General features: G+C 35.4%; 17 protein-coding genes, 1 tRNA gene and 1 pseudogene. 15 read left to right on the top strand and 4 right to left on the bottom strand.

Features of this window, described 5'->3' with window-relative positions:
* Window positions 1–12 precede the first annotated feature (12 nt).
* Entirely contained in the window at window positions 13–681 is a 669-nt protein-coding gene (gene fsa, locus RCG17_RS07475; RefSeq protein WP_308174574.1) for a fructose-6-phosphate aldolase, read from the top strand.
* Window positions 682–1,362: 681 nt separating this feature from the next.
* Here the strand turns inward: fsa and RCG17_RS07470 are convergent.
* Window positions 1,363–3,363, bottom strand: a complete 2,001-nt coding sequence (locus tag RCG17_RS07470) for a molybdopterin-dependent oxidoreductase (RefSeq protein WP_308174573.1) — start codon at window positions 3,361–3,363, stop codon at window positions 1,363–1,365.
* Window positions 3,364–3,608: 245 nt separating this feature from the next.
* Here RCG17_RS07470 and RCG17_RS07465 point away from each other — a divergent pair, with 245 nt between their 5' ends.
* From RCG17_RS07465 to tatC, 13 genes are all read left to right on the top strand, one after another.
* On the top strand, window positions 3,609–4,058 hold the full coding sequence (locus RCG17_RS07465; RefSeq protein WP_308174572.1) for a 4Fe-4S dicluster domain-containing protein: 450 nt from the start codon (window positions 3,609–3,611) through the stop codon (window positions 4,056–4,058).
* Entirely contained in the window at window positions 4,048–5,646 is a 1,599-nt protein-coding gene (locus tag RCG17_RS07460) for a PucR family transcriptional regulator (RefSeq protein ID WP_308174571.1), read from the top strand. The genes RCG17_RS07465 and RCG17_RS07460 overlap by 11 nt, the downstream gene beginning before the upstream one ends.
* Before the next feature lie 279 nt (window positions 5,647–5,925).
* Window positions 5,926–6,555 carry a TorD/DmsD family molecular chaperone gene (locus tag RCG17_RS07455; RefSeq protein ID WP_308174570.1) on the top strand — a complete coding sequence of 210 codons (630 nt, stop codon included), beginning with the start codon at window positions 5,926–5,928 and terminating at the stop codon, window positions 6,553–6,555.
* 12 nt (window positions 6,556–6,567) lie between these two features.
* On the top strand, window positions 6,568–7,782 hold the full coding sequence (locus RCG17_RS07450; RefSeq protein WP_308174569.1) for a molybdopterin-dependent oxidoreductase: 1,215 nt from the start codon (window positions 6,568–6,570) through the stop codon (window positions 7,780–7,782).
* 20 nt (window positions 7,783–7,802) lie between these two features.
* On the top strand, window positions 7,803–8,759 hold the full coding sequence (locus RCG17_RS07445) for a molybdopterin dinucleotide binding domain-containing protein (RefSeq protein WP_308174568.1): 957 nt from the start codon (window positions 7,803–7,805) through the stop codon (window positions 8,757–8,759).
* Between the two features lie 14 nt (window positions 8,760–8,773).
* Window positions 8,774–9,334: a 4Fe-4S dicluster domain-containing protein gene (locus RCG17_RS07440; protein ID WP_308174567.1), complete on the top strand. Its 561-nt coding sequence runs from the start codon at window positions 8,774–8,776 to the stop codon at window positions 9,332–9,334.
* Between the two features lie 42 nt (window positions 9,335–9,376).
* Window positions 9,377–10,204 (top strand): dimethyl sulfoxide reductase anchor subunit family protein, encoded by an 828-nt coding sequence (locus RCG17_RS07435; protein WP_308175783.1) that lies wholly within the window; start codon window positions 9,377–9,379, stop codon window positions 10,202–10,204.
* A 21-nt stretch (window positions 10,205–10,225) separates the two neighbouring features.
* Window positions 10,226–11,245 (top strand): 4Fe-4S binding protein, encoded by a 1,020-nt coding sequence (locus RCG17_RS07430; RefSeq protein WP_308174566.1) that lies wholly within the window; start codon window positions 10,226–10,228, stop codon window positions 11,243–11,245.
* A gap of 67 nt (window positions 11,246–11,312) precedes the next feature.
* Complete coding sequence (locus RCG17_RS07425; RefSeq protein ID WP_308174565.1) at window positions 11,313–11,519, top strand: twin-arginine translocase TatA/TatE family subunit; 207 nt, start codon at window positions 11,313–11,315, stop codon at window positions 11,517–11,519.
* Between the two features lie 89 nt (window positions 11,520–11,608).
* Window positions 11,609–12,877, top strand: coding sequence for a molybdopterin molybdotransferase MoeA (gene glp, locus RCG17_RS07420; RefSeq protein WP_308174564.1), 1,269 nt, complete (start codon window positions 11,609–11,611; stop codon window positions 12,875–12,877).
* Between the two features lie 4 nt (window positions 12,878–12,881).
* Window positions 12,882–13,499 (top strand): molybdopterin-guanine dinucleotide biosynthesis protein B, encoded by a 618-nt coding sequence (gene mobB, locus RCG17_RS07415; RefSeq protein ID WP_308174563.1) that lies wholly within the window; start codon window positions 12,882–12,884, stop codon window positions 13,497–13,499.
* Entirely contained in the window at window positions 13,477–14,490 is a 1,014-nt protein-coding gene (moaA, locus tag RCG17_RS07410) for a GTP 3',8-cyclase MoaA (protein WP_374120902.1), read from the top strand. Before mobB ends, moaA begins: the two co-directional genes overlap by 23 nt.
* Before the next feature lie 52 nt (window positions 14,491–14,542).
* Window positions 14,543–15,271 (top strand): twin-arginine translocase subunit TatC, encoded by a 729-nt coding sequence (gene tatC / locus RCG17_RS07405; protein WP_308174561.1) that lies wholly within the window; start codon window positions 14,543–14,545, stop codon window positions 15,269–15,271.
* A 67-nt stretch (window positions 15,272–15,338) separates the two neighbouring features.
* On the opposite strand, the pseudogene RCG17_RS28270 reads toward tatC, so the two are convergent.
* The 3 genes and pseudogenes from RCG17_RS28270 to RCG17_RS07390 all read right to left on the bottom strand — a co-directional run.
* Window positions 15,339–15,458: pseudogene (locus RCG17_RS28270) on the bottom strand (MFS transporter); the annotation flags it as partial.
* Window positions 15,459–15,789: 331 nt separating this feature from the next.
* Window positions 15,790–15,862 (bottom strand) — tRNA-Ala (locus RCG17_RS07395).
* A 72-nt stretch (window positions 15,863–15,934) separates the two neighbouring features.
* A complete protein-coding gene (locus tag RCG17_RS07390; RefSeq protein ID WP_308174559.1) occupies window positions 15,935–16,630 on the bottom strand; it encodes an MgtC/SapB family protein in 696 nt (231 codons plus the stop codon).
* Between the two features lie 126 nt (window positions 16,631–16,756).
* Between RCG17_RS07390 and RCG17_RS07385 the strand changes: the two genes are divergently transcribed.
* Entirely contained in the window at window positions 16,757–17,668 is a 912-nt protein-coding gene (locus RCG17_RS07385) for a DMT family transporter (RefSeq protein ID WP_308174558.1), read from the top strand.
* Window positions 17,669–17,812 lie beyond the last annotated feature (144 nt).

The following is a 17,812-nucleotide window of genomic DNA, read 5'->3' as shown; positions in this document are numbered from 1 at the left end:
AGGAGAATCGTTATGAAATTATTTATTGATACCGCAAATATTCAGGACATCAAAAAAGCGTACAGAATTGGTGTGTTAGCTGGTGTTACCACAAACCCTTCCTTGGTTGCTAAAGAAGGAGTTAAATTTGAGGATCGTATAACAGAGATTTGTCAGGCTGTGCCAGAAGTTGAATCAGTTTCGGCGGAAGTAACTCCTGATGCTGTGACAGCTAAAGAAATGATTGCACAAGCAGATGAGTTGATTAAAATTAATGGTGGCGATAAGAAGGTAACCATTAAGCTTCCTATGACTTTGGATGGTTTGGAAGCGTGTCGCTATCTAGCAAATAAAGGTGTTAAAACAAACGTTACACTAATCTTTACTGTAAACCAAGCGCTATTAGCTGCTCGTGCAGGTGCTACATATGTTTCTCCATTCTTAGGCCGTTTAGATGATATTTCTGAAGATGGTGTCCAATTAGTAGAGAAAATTGCTGAGTTATTCCGTGTCCATAACTTGGATACTCAAATTATCGCGGCTTCTGTTCGGCACCCAGATCATGTAACCCGTGTGGCTTTGGCTGGTGCACACATTGCTACCATTCCTTTTACAGTCATTGAACAGCTTGCGAAGCATCCACTGACTAATCAAGGGATAGAAAAATTCGCTGATGATTGGAAAAAAACTCTTAAAAACTAGAGTGGGTACAAGCAGTTTTAACAGTAGGCGGAAAGGAAAATGATGTCATCGCAGATGGTGTTATTTTTAGATTCAATAAATAAGAGTTACCTAGGAAAACGAACGAAATTATGTAGAAAAAAATTAGCATCGTGCACCATTTGTGCACGATGCTAAAATATGAGGATTGAAAAAGAAGGATAAAACAAAGAAAAACCCTTGCTGCGCAAGGGTTTTTCGATTATGGAGAATAGGGGGCTCGAACCCCTGACCTCAACGCTGCCAGAGGCATTCAAGTTAATAAACTGAGTTAAATAAGTTAAATTAAAATTAATAAAGTCTGATTTATCAAGGGTTTTAAAGGTCTTAAAGGTAATCTAGATAAATCTAGTTTAATTAAAAAAATTAAGTCCGTGCACCATTTCGTGCCCATTTTGAAAATAGGTAAAGCATGTGGTCATTTTTTTGGGGAGTCGATTAAAAGATTAGCTAATTTTCGTATGATACATTTAGTCAGTTAAAATTTATTATCTTCAACCATTTTTGTAAAGGTAGTCTGATTCAAGTAAGAAACTTTTATATACAAAATCTTTTCTTAGGAATTATTCATAAAGTGAAGTTGCCTCTGTCACGCTTCGATATCTTTATAGGTTATAATTTTATTAAGTTTACAAAGGTATCATAGAAGGCAATGCTTTTAGCTCAGGTTGATATTTCTCCCATATCAGTGGAATACCCCGGTACTATTCTATTTATAATGATTTTCGTTTCTTCATACCAACCTTGATATAGAAGAATGATATCTTTAGGAAGATCATCAGTAAATTCAGCTATAGCTTCAATTTCCCCTAAATCATTGAATACTTTAATCTTATTTCTATTTGCGATTCCATGTGCTTTTGCAGTGAGTGGATGAAGATAAAAGATAGGCTCTTTTTCCACATTCTCTAAATAACTGGAATTGGAAAACTGTGAATTCAACCGATATTGCGAATGCGTAGTCAAGAACCAATATGGGTATTTTTCACTAGGAGTCATACTTTTTCTGTATTCAGCAATAGAGGAATATCCATTTTTAAATGCTCTTTCAGATAAAAATTCAAATTTTCCTGAAGGTGTTTTAAAATTAAAATCACTCCATGAAGTTTTTGGAAGCCTTGCTTTTTTAACTCCGTTTTTTAATTCACTCCAGTGATTTATTCCTAGTAATTCATATATTTCTTCATTAAATTCTCTATCGATGAAATGAGAAATACTTCCTTCCTCTGGAAACTTACAAAACCCAGGGGATTTCTGATTTAATGCCTTTGATAATAATTTTGAAATTTCTAAATCACTTTTACTCTCATAGTAAGGCTCAATTGCTTTCTGATTATAACCAATAAAGTGGTGCCAGTACCCGGCTATAATATCCTCCTCTTCAAAAAAATTAGTAGTCGGAAGGACAATATCCGATTGGAGGGCAGTGGGAGTTAAAAATTGGTCTACAGTTACTATAAACTCTATGTTTTCTAAAGCGTTTTTTAAATTTTGAGTTTGAGGATCCTGGTTAAGAATATTTCTGCATGAAATCCATAAAAAATTTATTGGGGGATCGGTTAATGTTGAAAGACTATCAGAAAATCTATTCACTTCTATTAACCGATTTTGATTGTCATGGCTACAATTACAACTAGTAAACTTCTGTGTCATTTCATGACCGAAATTTACTCCTCCGCCTGGAATACCTATATTTCCGGTGAGGGCGTGTAGTGCATTTATAGCCCTAATGTTCTGGCCCCCATTAGAATGCCGCTGCAATCCAAACCCAACCCAGGTAAACATGGGATGAATATTTCCAATCATATTGGCTAGTTGATAGATTGTGTCAATATGAATACCTGTATCATTAGAGAGTTCTTTCAAGGATAAAGAGAGTACATAACTTTTGAATTTTTCCCAACCTAAAGTGTAATTTGAAATAAAGGCATGATCATACTGATTATTTTCAATTAGGACTTTTGCGATAGCCAAAGCCAGTGCACCGTCGCTACCAGGTTTTATCTGAATATAGTAATCTGCCTTTTTGGCGGAAACTGTAAAGACAGGATCGATAACTACTACTTTTGCACCATTGTCCTGGGCATTAAAAATGTACGGAAGGGCATGAACAGCTGTCCATGCTGGGTTTACACCCCAAAGGATAATTAATTTTGCATTCTCCATGTCAGAAGGATCAGAGGTTTCATAATTTCCAAAATCATAATACTGAGCATCAAAACCTGCTGACCAGCATGGAGAGCCTATAACTCGCGTTGTGTTTCCCAAACCATCGAAGAAATTTTCAACTGATCTGTGTAAGATCCCTAAATTTCCCGAGTACTTATTAAGGCAAATTGATAAATTGGATTGATATCTTTTATTTAATTCAAGTATTTTAGTGGAAATAATATCCAATGCGTATTCCCAGGGAATTCTTTTCCAATCTCCTGAACCTCTTTTAGTTTGTATCAGAGGATATTTAATTCGATCAGGATGGTAAGCATAATTGATAAAATTATAACCCTTTGCACAAAACTTCCCTTGTGTGTACGTATTGGAAGGGTCACCTTCGAGCTTTTCTAGAATTCCATTGTTCGTGTAAGCAATGAAACTGCAAGCTCCATAACAATTTCTAGGGCAAACATGTCTTGTCATTTTTAAATTTCCCATTAATCCAGACATGGTAATACCTCCTTGTTCACAGAAGTTTAAATATGAAGTCAGGTGAGTAGGTTATGGATATTATATAATAACTTTACTACTGTATACATGTTGTCACAAAACTTTATTATTTAAGGAAAGTGGAAAAAATGGCCATGCAATTGGGGTTTAAAATGAATTTGAGCAGGTGCGTTGGTTGCCGTGCATGTGAAATGGCCTGTCGAAATGAAAATGGCAGACAAGTCACCCGACGAAGGGTTCGCTCTTTGGAGGAAACTGGGTCTTTAAAGAATATTTTTTTCTCGATGGCATGCAATCATTGTGAAAATCCTGCATGTATAGGTTCTTGTCCTAGAAATTGTTTCAAAAAGCGCAGAGATGGAATTGTTGCTTTCGATTCTTCGAATTGTAATGGTTGCAAAAAATGCCTTGGCTCCTGTCCTTTTGATGCTATCTCTTTTAATCCAGGTACAGCAAAGATAGACAAATGCAACATGTGCGTTGACCGCTTAGAGAAAGGATTAAAACCAGCATGTGTATCTGCATGTGTCTCTGAATCCCTAAGTATAATTAACATACATGATCGGTTGAAGAGCAATGAAGAAAAATGGATATCAAAAATACCATTTCTGAATTTCACCAATCCCTCTGTTAGATTTGTAAATGCAAAAGAGGTTGTTTGTTTTATGAGAAGAGATGATAACAATGATAAATAAACAGTATATTCTAGAAGAATTAATTTGCATACACCCATTTTCAAGTTTTGAAATAATAGCGGGGGAGAAAAATTTAGGAATAACTTTTACAAGGGTTATTGAAGGTATAAACGAAATAAATGGAGATGAGCTACTCTTAATTAACGTTGATCATTTACAAGATAATCTTTTGGAAACGTTAAAAAAAGCCATTAACATGCAAGTCTCTGCAATTTTTTTAATGGGAAATGAAGAAAACTTGACCTATCATCTATTTCATTATTTACAAAATGATAGTCAAATTCCAATACTATTATATAAAAAATCAATTTCGATTGTCCAAATAGAGAATACGTTGCAATTAATTGATCAATTAAAAAGCTTGAATCAGTTCTCGAACTATGTAGTAAATTCTATATCTCATATTATTAACGAAGTAAACCAAATTGGTATTCAAAAGTTTATATCTCAATTGGAAAGAAAAATCAACAGAAAGATTATAATAACTGATATTTATTTAAATGAACTCATTGAAAGAAAAGAACAAAATTATTTTCGAAACTCTTTTAAATCCTCTTTTAAAAGTAAATTGAATGAACTTGAATATACAAATTCACAGTTTACCGAAATTGATTTTGGGGAAGATGGCACCTATTATATTCGTCCATTCAGTTATGACAAAATGAAATCAGGATATATTTTAATTAAAGGAGGGGCAGTAACAGCCTTTGCATTTTTTCAAATAGATTCATTGATGCCAGTTTTAATTGCTGAGCTAAAAAAACGGAATGAATTTTTGGAATTTGAAAAGAAGTATCAAAAGAACTTTATCTATGACCTTGTTCATAATAACTTTGATTCACCGTATACAATAATAAATGAGGCACGTCATTGGGGCTGGGATATGAGCTCTCCCCATTTATTAATCTTAATAGAGTTAAGGAATAGTCAGGGAGATATGCTAGAAGATGAATTAATTGAACTGGCTGAAAAACTTATAGAAAATTCACTCCGCTCCCTATTTTATAAACCTATTGTAATGGAGCTTAATGGATTGTTTATCATTTTAGTTAATGTTGCCAGGGGCAAGCAAGAAGAGGAAATTAAGAAAGAATCTAAATTAATTTCAAATACACTTACAACCATCTTTCTAGAGCACAAAGTTGACTTTTGTCCCCGACTTGGAATAGGGAGATATTATCCTTCAATTGTGGACATTTGTAGAAGTTACCAGGAGGCAAAGCTTGCATTAGAATTTGGAAGGTATGACTCAAATCACTCATTATTTACACATTTTGATGACTTAGGATTAATGAGGTTATTGATAAATATTCGTGAAGAACAGCTAAAAGAGTATTATAACGAATATCTTGGTGAGTTAGACAAATATGACATGCTTAATGAAGCTGATATGTTAATAACACTTCAAGTTTTTTTAGAGGAAGATAGAAATCTTAAATCTACTGCGGATAAATTATTTATTCATATTAATACATTGAGGAACCGATTAAAAAAAATTGAGAGTATTTTAAATATTAACTTGGAAAAGTCTGTTGATCTGCTAAATCTGTTAGTTGCATTAAAAATAAAAACCATGAATGTAAGGTAAAAAATGTATTCCAATTCAAGGAATACATTTTTTATTTGTATTGATGTAAATATATAGAAAAAACTTAAGGCTTAACTGTACAAAAATACACTGTTTATCGAAAATTTGTGTAGATATTCATAAACCCCCATTCAATTATATTAACTATACTTAATACAAGAAATGATATTCTTCTATTATGTTCATTTCATCACAATTTATATAAATGGAGGGGTACTTTACTATATAAATAGTTAGGAACCAATATTTCTTTAAGAAACTATGACAGGTGGAGATTTTGTGGAGACCATTTCAGTTAATAAAAAGCTATTAATTGGTCGCTTTCAATTTTACAATGTTTTTTTTCATTATTATACTAATCGTCTTTGGGATAAAAATATTTGGAGTTCCGCCATTTCCATCCTTTTTGAACAGTTAAATGACACTGGCAATGAACAAGTTTTAGAAGGAATAAATCTGTTGCAATACCTGACGGAAGAAGATATAGCTGAAGCAAAATTTGACTATAGTCGCCTATTTATTGGCCCGGAAATGCTGCTTGCACCTCCTTATGAATCTGTTTATATAAGGAAAGAAAGAGTGTTAATGCAAAAAGAAACTTTAATTATCAGAAACTTTTACGAAAGTGCAGGATTGACTGTTTCAAAGCTGGGTAAGGAGCCGGATGATTATATTGGTTTTGAGCTTGAATTTATATGTTACCTTCTTCACAAACTTATAAATGAAGAAGAGGAAAATGTAAGATGGCTTGAGTTATATGTAAATTTTTTGGAGCATCATTTTCTGAAGTGGGTGCAGCTGCATTGTATAGACGTTATTAAACATAGTGAATCCAAGATTTGTTTAGGTATGGCGTTAATATTAAAAGCTTTTTTTGAGCAAGAGAAAGAGTTTATAAAAACTTTGTAGGGAGAGATATTTATGAAGGAAGCTCCGCAATTCAGTAGGAGAACATTTTTAAAGGGTGCTGTTGCAACAGGGGCATTAGCAGGTTTAGGCTCTTCTTTCTTCGATTTTCAGTTTAATGGCCTAACGGTCAATGCATCTACAAACAAGAAAACGCATATTTTCCAAAATGCTTGTCCCAGAAACTGTTATGATAACTGTTCTATTTTAACAACAGTTGAAGATGGAGTAATAAAGCATATACAAGGAAATCCAGCAAACACCTACACGAATGGAGTAATCTGTGTGAAAGGGAATAGCTACCCAAGAAGTGTTTATTCTCCTGATCGAATTAAATATCCTATGCGCCAAAAAGGCAGAGGAACTGGAAAATGGGAGAGAATTAGCTGGGATGAAGCGTATACGGAAATTGCGAAAAATATTTTGAAGATCAAAAAGGAATATGGAAGCACACTACCGATTTGCTTGAATAAATATTCTGGAAACTTTAACGTTTTGTCAGATGCAGTTAATGGGATGATGGCTAGCATCGGTTATACAACCAGTGCTCTTGGAACACCATGTTGGCCCGCCGGAATTGATGCTCAAACCTTTGATTTTGGAACATTATTAAATAATGATCCTGAGAGCTTCGTAAACTCAAAATATATAATTTTGTGGGGAGGGAATCCAGCATGGACTTCCGTTCACTCTATGAGGTTTATTGAAAAAGCAAAAGAAAATGGCTGCAAAATTGTTTCTATAGATCCCATATTAACTAATACGGCTGCGAAGGCACATGAACATATTCAAATAAGAACAAGTACTGATGGTGCATTAGCTCTTGGTATGGCACGTTATATAATCGAAAATAATTTGTATGACATCGATTGGCTTACAAAAAACGCAATTGGCTATCAGGAATTTTTTAATTACATTAAAAATAATATCACCCTCCAATGGGCATCTGAAAAAACAGGATTACCTGTTTCTCTAATTGAACGAATAGCTAGAGAGTATGCAACAACAAAACCTGCGAATATCTGGATTGGGTACGGAATGCAGAGGCATACAAACGGAGGACAAAATGTTAGAGCCATAGATGCCCTTGCAGCAATCACAGGAAATGTTGGAATTTTGGGTGGTGGAGCGAACTATGGAAATCTTGACACCTATGGTTTTAATTATGCTGTAGATGCTCAAAAAACACGGAAGGCAGTGGAGGAGGAAAAAACCGCACCATCAACATGAATAATTTTGGAGCGGAGGTTTTGGCTGCAAAAGAACCGCCAATAAAAATGCTTTGGATTGCGTGCAGAAATCCAATGCAGCAGGATCCGGATACAAAGACAGTTAAAAAAGCTTTTGAAGCCATGGATTTTGTTGTAACTGCAGATCTGTTTATGAATAAATCAGTGGAGATGTCAGACATTGTTTTGCCTGTCACCACTCTATTCGAAACTCCAGGAGCTTGTGTATCCTATTGGCATTATTGGCTGACCCTAAATGAACAGGCAATAATGCCAATGTATGAAGCAAAAAGTGACTTGGAAATCGCAATGGGTCTATCTAAAAAACTCAATGAATTAGAAAAAGGCTCATGTACTTTCCCGACTTCTGGCAAGTTAGAGGATTGGCTGGCAAATGAATTTGGGGATAAATATTTAGCAAAATACGGTATGAAGGACTGGAAAGAATTAAAAACGGGTCCAAAGAAAATGAAAAATATGGAAGTTGCCTGGAAGGATGGTAACTTTAGAACACCATCAGGAAAATATGAGTTATGGAGTGAAGAAGCTGCAAAATTTGGTCACCCACAATTACCAGTGTATATTGAAGAATCAAAAGCGACAAAACAATATCCATATCGCTGTATTACACCACACTGGAAATTAAGTCTTCACAGCCAATTTCAAAATTTGGATTGGGAGAGGGCAATTCATGACAAGCCATATGTAGAAATTCATCCAAAACTTGCTAAGCAGTTTGGAATTCAAAATGATGATCGTGTAAAAGTATATAACGAAATCGGGGAAGTTACTGTTTTAGCTACATTAACTGAGACTGTTCCTGTAAATGAAATTGTTATTTATGAAACATGGTATAAAGATATTAATTTTAATGTGAACTATACGGTAAAAGCCACTCCATCCGATATGGGAAAAAAAGCCACTGGAAATGCAGGCCTTGCTTTTCACGATAACTTTGTAAATATAGAAAAAATGTAAGGAGGGTGATTATTTTGTCAAAAAGAATGGGATTCATTGTTAATAGTGACAAATGTATTGGCTGTCATTCATGTGAAATGGCCTGTAAAAATTTTAATTTATTAGACCCGCAGATTCGCTGGAGAAAAGTTTATAAGATTCAGGAGGACGCATACGGATCACCAACTAGAATGAGTATGTCTCTTGCATGTAATCACTGTGAACATCCGCAATGCTTAAAAGTGTGTCCAGTTGATGCATACACAAAGCGTGAAGACGGAATTGTAATCCATAACGATGATATCTGTATTGGCTGTAAAATGTGTACGAAAGCCTGTCCATATCAAGTTCCGCAATATAACGTGGAAAAGAAAATTGTTCAAAAATGCCATATGTGTTATGAACGGCAAGATCAAGGATTAAAGCCAGCATGTGTAGCCAGCTGTCCGGTAGGTGCGATTGATGTCGTAGACTTGAACGAGTTATCTGATGAAGGATATGAAAAAGAACTACCGGGCTTTCCTGATCCATCTATTACTAACCCCTCAGTTCGGTTTGTTAAGCCATCAGTTGTGAAATCATACAGAGCTCAATAATAGAAACAAATAAAAGAATGGGAGGGAAATATTTTGGAAGAGATGCCATTAGTTGTTTTTACAGTGTTATCCCAACTGGCCGTAGGTGGAACGATAACATTATGGATCTTAAGTTGGAAAAATGAAAGAATAAAGGAAAAAACAGGAAGAAATATTGCTGCAGCATTAACAAGCATCACTGCACTTAGTTTGGGAGTTTCTGTATTCCATTTGGGACATCCGTTTGAAGCTTATCGTGCACTTACTCATTTGAGTACATCCTGGTTAAGCCGAGAAGTTTTGTTATTTAGCTTATTTTTCTTAAGTCAACTCATCTATTTCTTGGTATGGGAAAAGATACCAAACAAACAAAGAGTAATGATAGGTGGAATATCATCTATTTTAGGAATCCTGGGCATTGGTTCATCTTCTTTAATTTATAAAATACCAGCTATCCCTGCCTGGGATAGTCTATCACCGATACTCTTTTTCTATTTAACATCAGCATTATTGGGACCTCTTTTTGTTGGATTTCTGTTGATGTTATTTGAAAAAGAAGCCATTAAAACTGAAAAATTTACTGTAGCTGTTGTTTTAATCGATGCACTCGTTTCTGCCATGTATTTGTCAGTACTATTTACTGGTAAAAACGAGCTTGCCATGACTGCACAAAATATTATGAGCAGCAATATCTTTTGGATTCGTGGATTATTAAGTTGGTTCATTCCATTAGCTGTTTTTGTACCAGGTCTAGTAATGAAATCTAAGAAAAAACAAAGAGTTTTGACGATTTTTGGAGTTTTTCTATGCGTGTTAATTGGCGAAATTTTAGGAAGAGAATTATTTTACGGAACAGCAGTGGGCTTACAAATTCATAGTCTTCTAAATTAAAGATGTGATGGGGTGGGGTTAATGGTTAACCTAATAAAATTGGCAGAAAAAGTGAGTCAATCTTTTGAAATATTGACCGTTAACTCTGCCTTATGCTCGAAAGTCCATTCTAACTTATCGAAGTGTTCAAGATGCATGGAAGTATGTCCTGTTCAAACTATAAATATCAATGATAGCAATATTCAAATAAATGGATGCATCGAATGCGGATTATGTGCAAAGGAATGTCCTACTGGGGCGTTAAAATGGAAAAACCCCTCTAATTTATCTTTAATTGAAAAGGTTAAAGAGTACGAACAATGCGAAGAACCAATATATGTACATTGCTCTAATCATAAGTTAGAAGGAAAGAATACTAATCATATAGAGGTACCTTGTTTGGCATCAATTCTCTCCGAAATATGGTTAGTAATGCTAAATTCTCCTGCTCAATTTACGCTCTATTTACCAAAAGATGCATGTCGAAAATGCCAGGTCTTAACAGGTGGGGACTTACTTGAAAAGGATTTTGAAGAAGCAGAGCGGTTATCAAAAAAGAAAATGCTCTATATAAAAAGTATTGATGAATGCCAGGAAAAAGTCATTGATAATGGAATCAATCAAGATCGCCGAGATTCAATTTTATACTTTTTTAAAAAAGTCAAACAAGCACCATTGATAGCCTTACGCGATTGGGCGAGTAATGGCTCTGATAGGAATCAAGAACAAAGCAAAATATCTCCAATTGTTAGTCCAAAAAAAGAAGTTATTCGCTATATTTTTAAGAATCAGCCCGAATTACAGTCTATCATAAAATTGAAATTACCATTCATAAATGAAAAATGTGAATTTTGTCATGCATGCTCTAAATTATGTCCTAATAGGGCTTTAAATCAGATTGATAATGATGATGAGAAAGTAATTAGTGTTAATCCTTTATTATGCAGTGAGTGCAATCTTTGCAAGGAAATTTGTTTCTTTGATGCAATCAGTTTGAAAGAAACAAGTCAAGGCGAATGGGAAACAAAGAATATTACGTTAGCTTCTAGCACTATAGAATAAATTAGGAAAAACTTTATGGTTGTGAAGATAATCAAAAAATAAGAAGAATAAAAAAGGAGAGATTGCCATGCTATCAAATATCGGAGTTCCAGGTTTAATTATGATAATCATTTTGGCCCTTATTATCTTTGGTCCTAAGAAGCTACCGGAGCTTGGCCGTGCTGCAGGACAAACATTAAGGGAATTTAAAAATTCTACAGCAGGATTGATTGAGGATGTAAAAGAAAATCCTTCTGAAACCGATAAGTCACCAAAAGAAACAAAATCTATATAAAAAAGCAGAAAGGAAAAACAAACCCATAAACAAAGCAGAGTTTATGAGTTTGTTTTTTTATTGGGAAATCTGTTAATGAGGTGATTTGTTTGTTGGAAAAAAGAACTCCATTAAAAATCGGACAGGCAGTGACAAAAGTAATGGATTACGCTTTCGGCGGTACAATGGAATTGGTTTCGATTGATCAGTGTGATCAAAGATTCTTGGCTGAAGATATCGTTGCAACCCATGATGTCCCTTTGTTTACGCGTTCAGGATATGATGGCTATGCTATTCGATCATTTGATACGGTTGAAGCATCAGCTGCTCAGCCCATTGTATTAAAAGTATTAGAGGTATTGGGTGCGGGGATGGTACCAGCTGCAGATATTAGTCCGTTTCTGGCAACGAGAATTATGACAGGGGCGATGCTTCCACCTGGTGCAGATGCGGTGATTATGCTTGAAGCTATAAGCGAATTTGAAAAAGCGGGCGAACGGTATATTTGCATAAAACGCCCGGTAAAAGAGGGAGAGAATATATCCTTCCAAGGGGAAGAAGTTAAAAAAGGAGAATTGATCCTACAAAAAGGAACAAGGATAAATCCTGGAATTAAAGCTGTTTTGGCCACTTTTGGCTATGCTTCGGTGAAGGTAACGAAGAAGCCGAAAATAGGGATTTTTGCAACCGGCTCCGAACTCCTTGATGTTGATGAACCGCTTCAAAGAGGCAAGATTCGAAATAGCAATTCCCATATGATCATCTCACAGGCAAAAAGAGTCGGCGCTGAACCTGTATATTTGGGGATGCTTCCCGACCAATTGGATACTTGTATTGAAGCCATCAGCCAAGCACTGACCAAGGTGGATTTTTTATTAACCACAGGCGGGGTATCTGTCGGAGACTTTGATTATATGCCAGTGGTATACTCGCAAATTGGGGCCAACATTCTTTTTAATAAAATTAAAATGCGGCCAGGGAGTGTTACCACCGTCGCTGATTATCAGGGAAAACTTTTATTCGGGTTATCAGGAAATCCATCGGCCTGTTTCGTCGGCTTTGAATTATTTGTCCGTCCGGTTGTGAGAAGTTGGCATTACTCACCAAAGCCTCATCTCAAAAAAATTACTGCTATTCTTGATAGGGAAATTGCTAAATCCAATCCACTAACCCGCTTTGTGCGCAGTAAACTGATCTACAGGGATAATGGCCTATTTGTAGCACCAACGGGTCTTGATAAATCAAATGTAGTGATGACGTTAGTGGACGCTGATTCTTTTATCATGCTTCCTGGGAAAGAGCAGGGCTTTAGGGAAGCTGAACCAGTTGATGTATTATTACTAGATAATAATGAAGGAAGCCAATGGCCATGGGATTGAGATTATGAACCAGGAAACCCCAATTCTGCAAGTTGTAGGTTATCAAAATAGTGGGAAAACGACGCTTATTACCCAATTGATAAAGATGCTAAAAGAAATGGGTTATCGGGTCGGTACACTGAAACATCATGGACATGATGGTGATGCCTTGTATGATGACACGAATAAAGATACCAATCAACATTGTTCTTCAGGGGCAGTCGTGACAGGAGTCATATCGAAAGGGCAATTACAGATAACCAATGGAGACAATTTTTCTTTAGAAAAGCTTTTGGAAATGTATAGGGCTTTTTCTCTCGATATTATCATGATAGAGGGATTTAAAAACGAATCCTTTCCAAAAGTTTTACTCCTCAGGACCCCGGAGGATGAAAAGCTTTTGTATGAGTTAAACAATATTGTGTTTGTCATTAGTTGGTATCATCCGCTCCCAAATAGCCAGATTCCTGTATTTTCTATTTGGGACGAAATAGGGTATCTCACCTGGACCCAATCCTTTATACAAAAAAAGATGTCCTCAAAGAGAGAACACTTGAACTTACAAAGTGTTCTTCGCTTTAGTAAGAGGGATGCTTTTATAAATAAGGGAGTTGATATTGTTGAAAACAATTATTACAGATAAGTGGAACAGACCTTTGCACGATTTACGAATTTCTGTGACTGACCGCTGTAATTTTCGCTGCCAATACTGCATGCCTGCTGACCAATTTGGATCCAATTTTATTTTTCTCCCGAATGATTCCCTTTTAACATTTGAAGAAATTGAACGGTTAGCCACAATTTTTGCAAGGCTTGGTGTAAAAAAACTCAGATTAACAGGTGGGGAACCATTGCTCCGAAAGGATTTACCAGATCTTGTTGAAAAGCTTTCCCGCATTAAGGGGATAGAAGATATCGGACTTACTACAAATGGTTTCCTCCTTTCCAAATTTGCACATGACCTGAAAAAAGCCGGATTAAAGCGTGTCAATATTAGTCTGGATAGCTTAAATGATGAATTATTCGGGAAAATTAATGGGCGAATGATTAATACGAAGCCAGTTCTTGATGGAATTGCCGCTTCAAAAGAAGAAGACTTAAGTATAAAAATAAACATGGTTGTAAAAAAAGGGTTAAATGATGCTGAAATTATCCCAATGGCTGAATTCTGCAAAAAGGAAGATCTGCAGCTCCGTTATATTGAATTTATGGATGTTGGTTCAACTAATGAATGGAAAATGGATGATGTTGCTACAAAAAAAGAAATTTATGAGATTCTGACAAAAAAATATGAACTTGAAATCCTTGAACCTGCTTATTTTGGAGAAGTTGCAAAACAATATCGTTATAAAGATTCGAACTTGACAGTCGGTTTTATTAATTCCGTCTCCGAATCCTTCTGCGGCACCTGTACCCGTGCGCGGTTATCTGCAAGCGGACAAATTTACACCTGTTTATTTAATGGGAATGGATTCGATCTTCGAAAATTACTGAGAAATGGAATAAAAGATGAGCAACTGCAGGAGAGAATCATCGATGTCTGGTTAGGCAGGATGGATAGATATTCTGAGGAACGAACAGCTGTAACAAATAAAAGTCTTCCAAAAATTGAAATGTCTTTTATCGGTGGATAAAGCTGTCTTTGAATTTAAAAAAGATTTTTAGATACAGTGGGAGGGGTCAAAAATGTCTGAAAAGGAACTAAATCTCTTTCAACATTTAGAGGAATTGCGTAAAAGAATCATCATTGTCGGAGTAGCTTTTGTAATCTTTTTTGCGATTGGGCTGATGTATGCAAAAGATATCTATCTAATCTTAATGGCGAATTATCATGGCAAATTGCTGGTGTTAGGGCCAAGTGACATCATCAAAGTGTATTTTCAGCTGGGATCGATTATTGCCTTTGCTGGTATAATCCCAATAACCTCCTGGCAAATTTGGTTATTCGTGAAACCGGGTTTGCATCCAAACGAAAGGAAGCTGGCATTAGGTTATATTCCTGCGTTATTTTTGCTGTTTGTTGCCGGGATATCTTTTGGGTACTTTTTTATTTTTCCTAACATCCTGCGATTCCTCACCAATTTAGGAAATGAAATTATGATTACGAACTTTACAGCTGATAAATACTTTAGCTTTTTAATAAACATTACACTGCCATTCGGTATTGCATTTGAATTGCCTTTGGTCATGATGTTCCTGACATCTTTGGGAATCATCAACCCTTATAATGTAGCAAAGTTACGGAAATATGCTTATTTTATTTTGGTAATCATTGCGACGTTGATCTCACCACCTGAATTTATATCCCATCTTTCAGTCGCAGTTCCACTTATTCTTATCTATGAAATTAGTATTTCACTCTCTAAACTCGAGTTCAAACGAAAGCAAAGAATGGTTGTAAAGATACAGCCTTAAGATCTATTTATCTAAAGGATGGTGAAACTTGATGAACTTTGGAATTTTATTTTACAAACCAATAAAACATTAAACTCAGAACGGTAGCAGCAAGCTGTGGCGATAAATGGTTCTGTCCGAAAATGGACAAAAGGTGAAACGTTATCCCAGTATTAACAAGAGCGGGGATGCCAACGCAAATCATAATGATAAAGCTGTTAAGAAAACATACCAATCCAAGCATGATGCTAACAATGACATCATTATTTAAACCATCGGAGGCGTTTGTAAGAAGATCAAAAAAAGTAAACGCTGACCTCAACGCAAATGGAGAAAAGGACATTGTAATCCCCTAGAGTGGTTGGATGAATAACCTTATTTTAAAGGGCTTTTATGAATATTTAATAGTAGAAAAAGAACAAAATCTTGGAGAAAAAAATTCTGTCTGTGCCCCATTTGTGCACTTTTACTTATATAGGAAGTAAGGGGGAGAAGGAGTAAACAAAGAAAAACCCTTGCTGCGCAAGGGTTTCGGGTTATGGAGAATAGGGGGCTCGAACCCCTGACCTCAACGCTGCCAGCGTTGCGCTCTCCCAGCTGAGCTAATCCCCCAAATGAGTGGTACAAAAAAGATTATAGCGCCATCATTGAGTTAATGCAAGAGGATTTTTTTACATAATGTGCTTAACCTACACTCTCTATTTCTATCCTTTGAATACCTTTTAATTCAGAGAGGTCATAATATACACCCGTTGTGCTGTTACGATAATCTACTGCTATTAATACTTGGAGAAGGTGCCCTCCATCAGAGAGGTCCTTGATCCGTATTCTTCGTAAAATATACCGTTTGTTTAAAATAAAGCTGATAACTTCATCTATATGCTTTTTATCTTTAATGTTTATGTTAATTAACAACTCTTTTGTCCTTAACTGCTTGGGACCAATTAACTTCATTAAATAAGGAATAACTTCAACACTAATGATTAATAAGGCCACACCCACGGAAGCCTCTAGGTAAAATCCAGCACCTACCGCAATACCAATTCCCGCCGCACCCCAAATCATTGCTGCGGTGGTTAACCCGGAAATACTATCATTCCCTCTTCTTAAAATAACCCCTGCTCCTAAGAAACCAATACCCGAAACAATTTGTGCAGCAAGACGCAGAGGATCCATTTGAATCTTCACTTTATCTGAATTAGGAAACATATACGCAGATTCAATGGAAACAATTGTTAATAGGCAACTAACAATACTGATTACAAGACTTGTCTTTAGTCCAACTGGTTTTCTTTTTAACTCACGCTCAAGTCCAATAACCAGACCAAATACAGCTGAAATCCCAAGCTTTAATAAAATTTGCAAGTCTATATTTTCCATTAAGATTCACTTCCATTACATAATCATTTTTTGAAAATATTAAATTTAGAGAAAATACTATATCTTAATATTATAATGTATACTTGTTTTTTGGAATGATTTTTAAACAAAAGGAGTTAGCTAAATATGGAAAAGCCAAAAATTAATCCATATGCTGCTGTGGTGATAGGGGTATTATCTGTATCCACCTCAGCTGTTTTTGTAAAACTTTGTAATGCACCATCTGGTGTAATTGCATTTTACCGTTTATTTTTTTCAGTCCTTTTTATGCTGCCTATTTTTCTGAAAAAACATATTCATGAACTTAAACTAATAACAAAAAAGGATTTACTTTTTTCAACTTTTGCAGGAATTCTTTTAGCCTTTCATTTTATTCTTTGGTTTGAATCCTTAAACTTTACATCGGTCGCGAGCTCAACTGTTTTGGTAACGCTCCAGCCCTTATTCGCTTTTATCGGTACATACATTTTCTTTAAAGAAAAATTATCGGGCAAAGCCATTGTTAGTGGATTAATAACGATAGCTGGAAGTGTTCTAATTAGCTGGGGAGACTTTCGAATTAGTGGAACCGCCCTGTATGGTGATTTTCTAGCTTTAATTGCATGTGCATTAATTACAGCCTATTTATTGTTTGGCCAAACCGTCAGAAAACGATTATCGCTCGTTACTTATACATTTATTGTTTATTTTATAAGTGCAGTTACTCTTTTTATTTATACCCTTACAGTTAAACAGCCATTATATCCATATAAACTTAGTGATTGGGTATACTTTATATTACTTGCTATCGTCCCAACATTGCTTGGTCACACATTATTTAATTGGTCACTGAAATGGATAAGCACATCGAATATTTCAATGGCAATTTTATTTGAACCCGTTGGAGCAACAATTCTCGCTTACTTTTTGCTTCATGAGAGTACAGTTTGGTCACAAATTGTCGGCGGAATTATTGTTATTGGAGGGATCTCTCTATTTGTTATAGATGAAAGAAAAGTAAAATTAAGTGAGCCGATGAAAAAGTCAAAATTAGGTTAATTCTAAAAGGAGTAAGTTTGGTTGACGATCGGAAAAGGCATAATATCGTAAGAAAGTTTATTTGAAAATTGATATAAAAAAGTTTAGAAAACAAGCGCCGATTAGATGAAAGTCTAAATAATACATTCAGTAGAAAATTCTTTT

Source organism: Neobacillus sp. PS3-12 (assembly GCF_030915385.1).
Classification (GTDB): Bacteria; Bacillota; Bacilli; order Bacillales; family Cytobacillaceae; genus JAEVLT01.
Note: the sequence above shows the minus strand (reverse complement) of the source record. Positions and strands in the feature narration are given on the sequence as shown.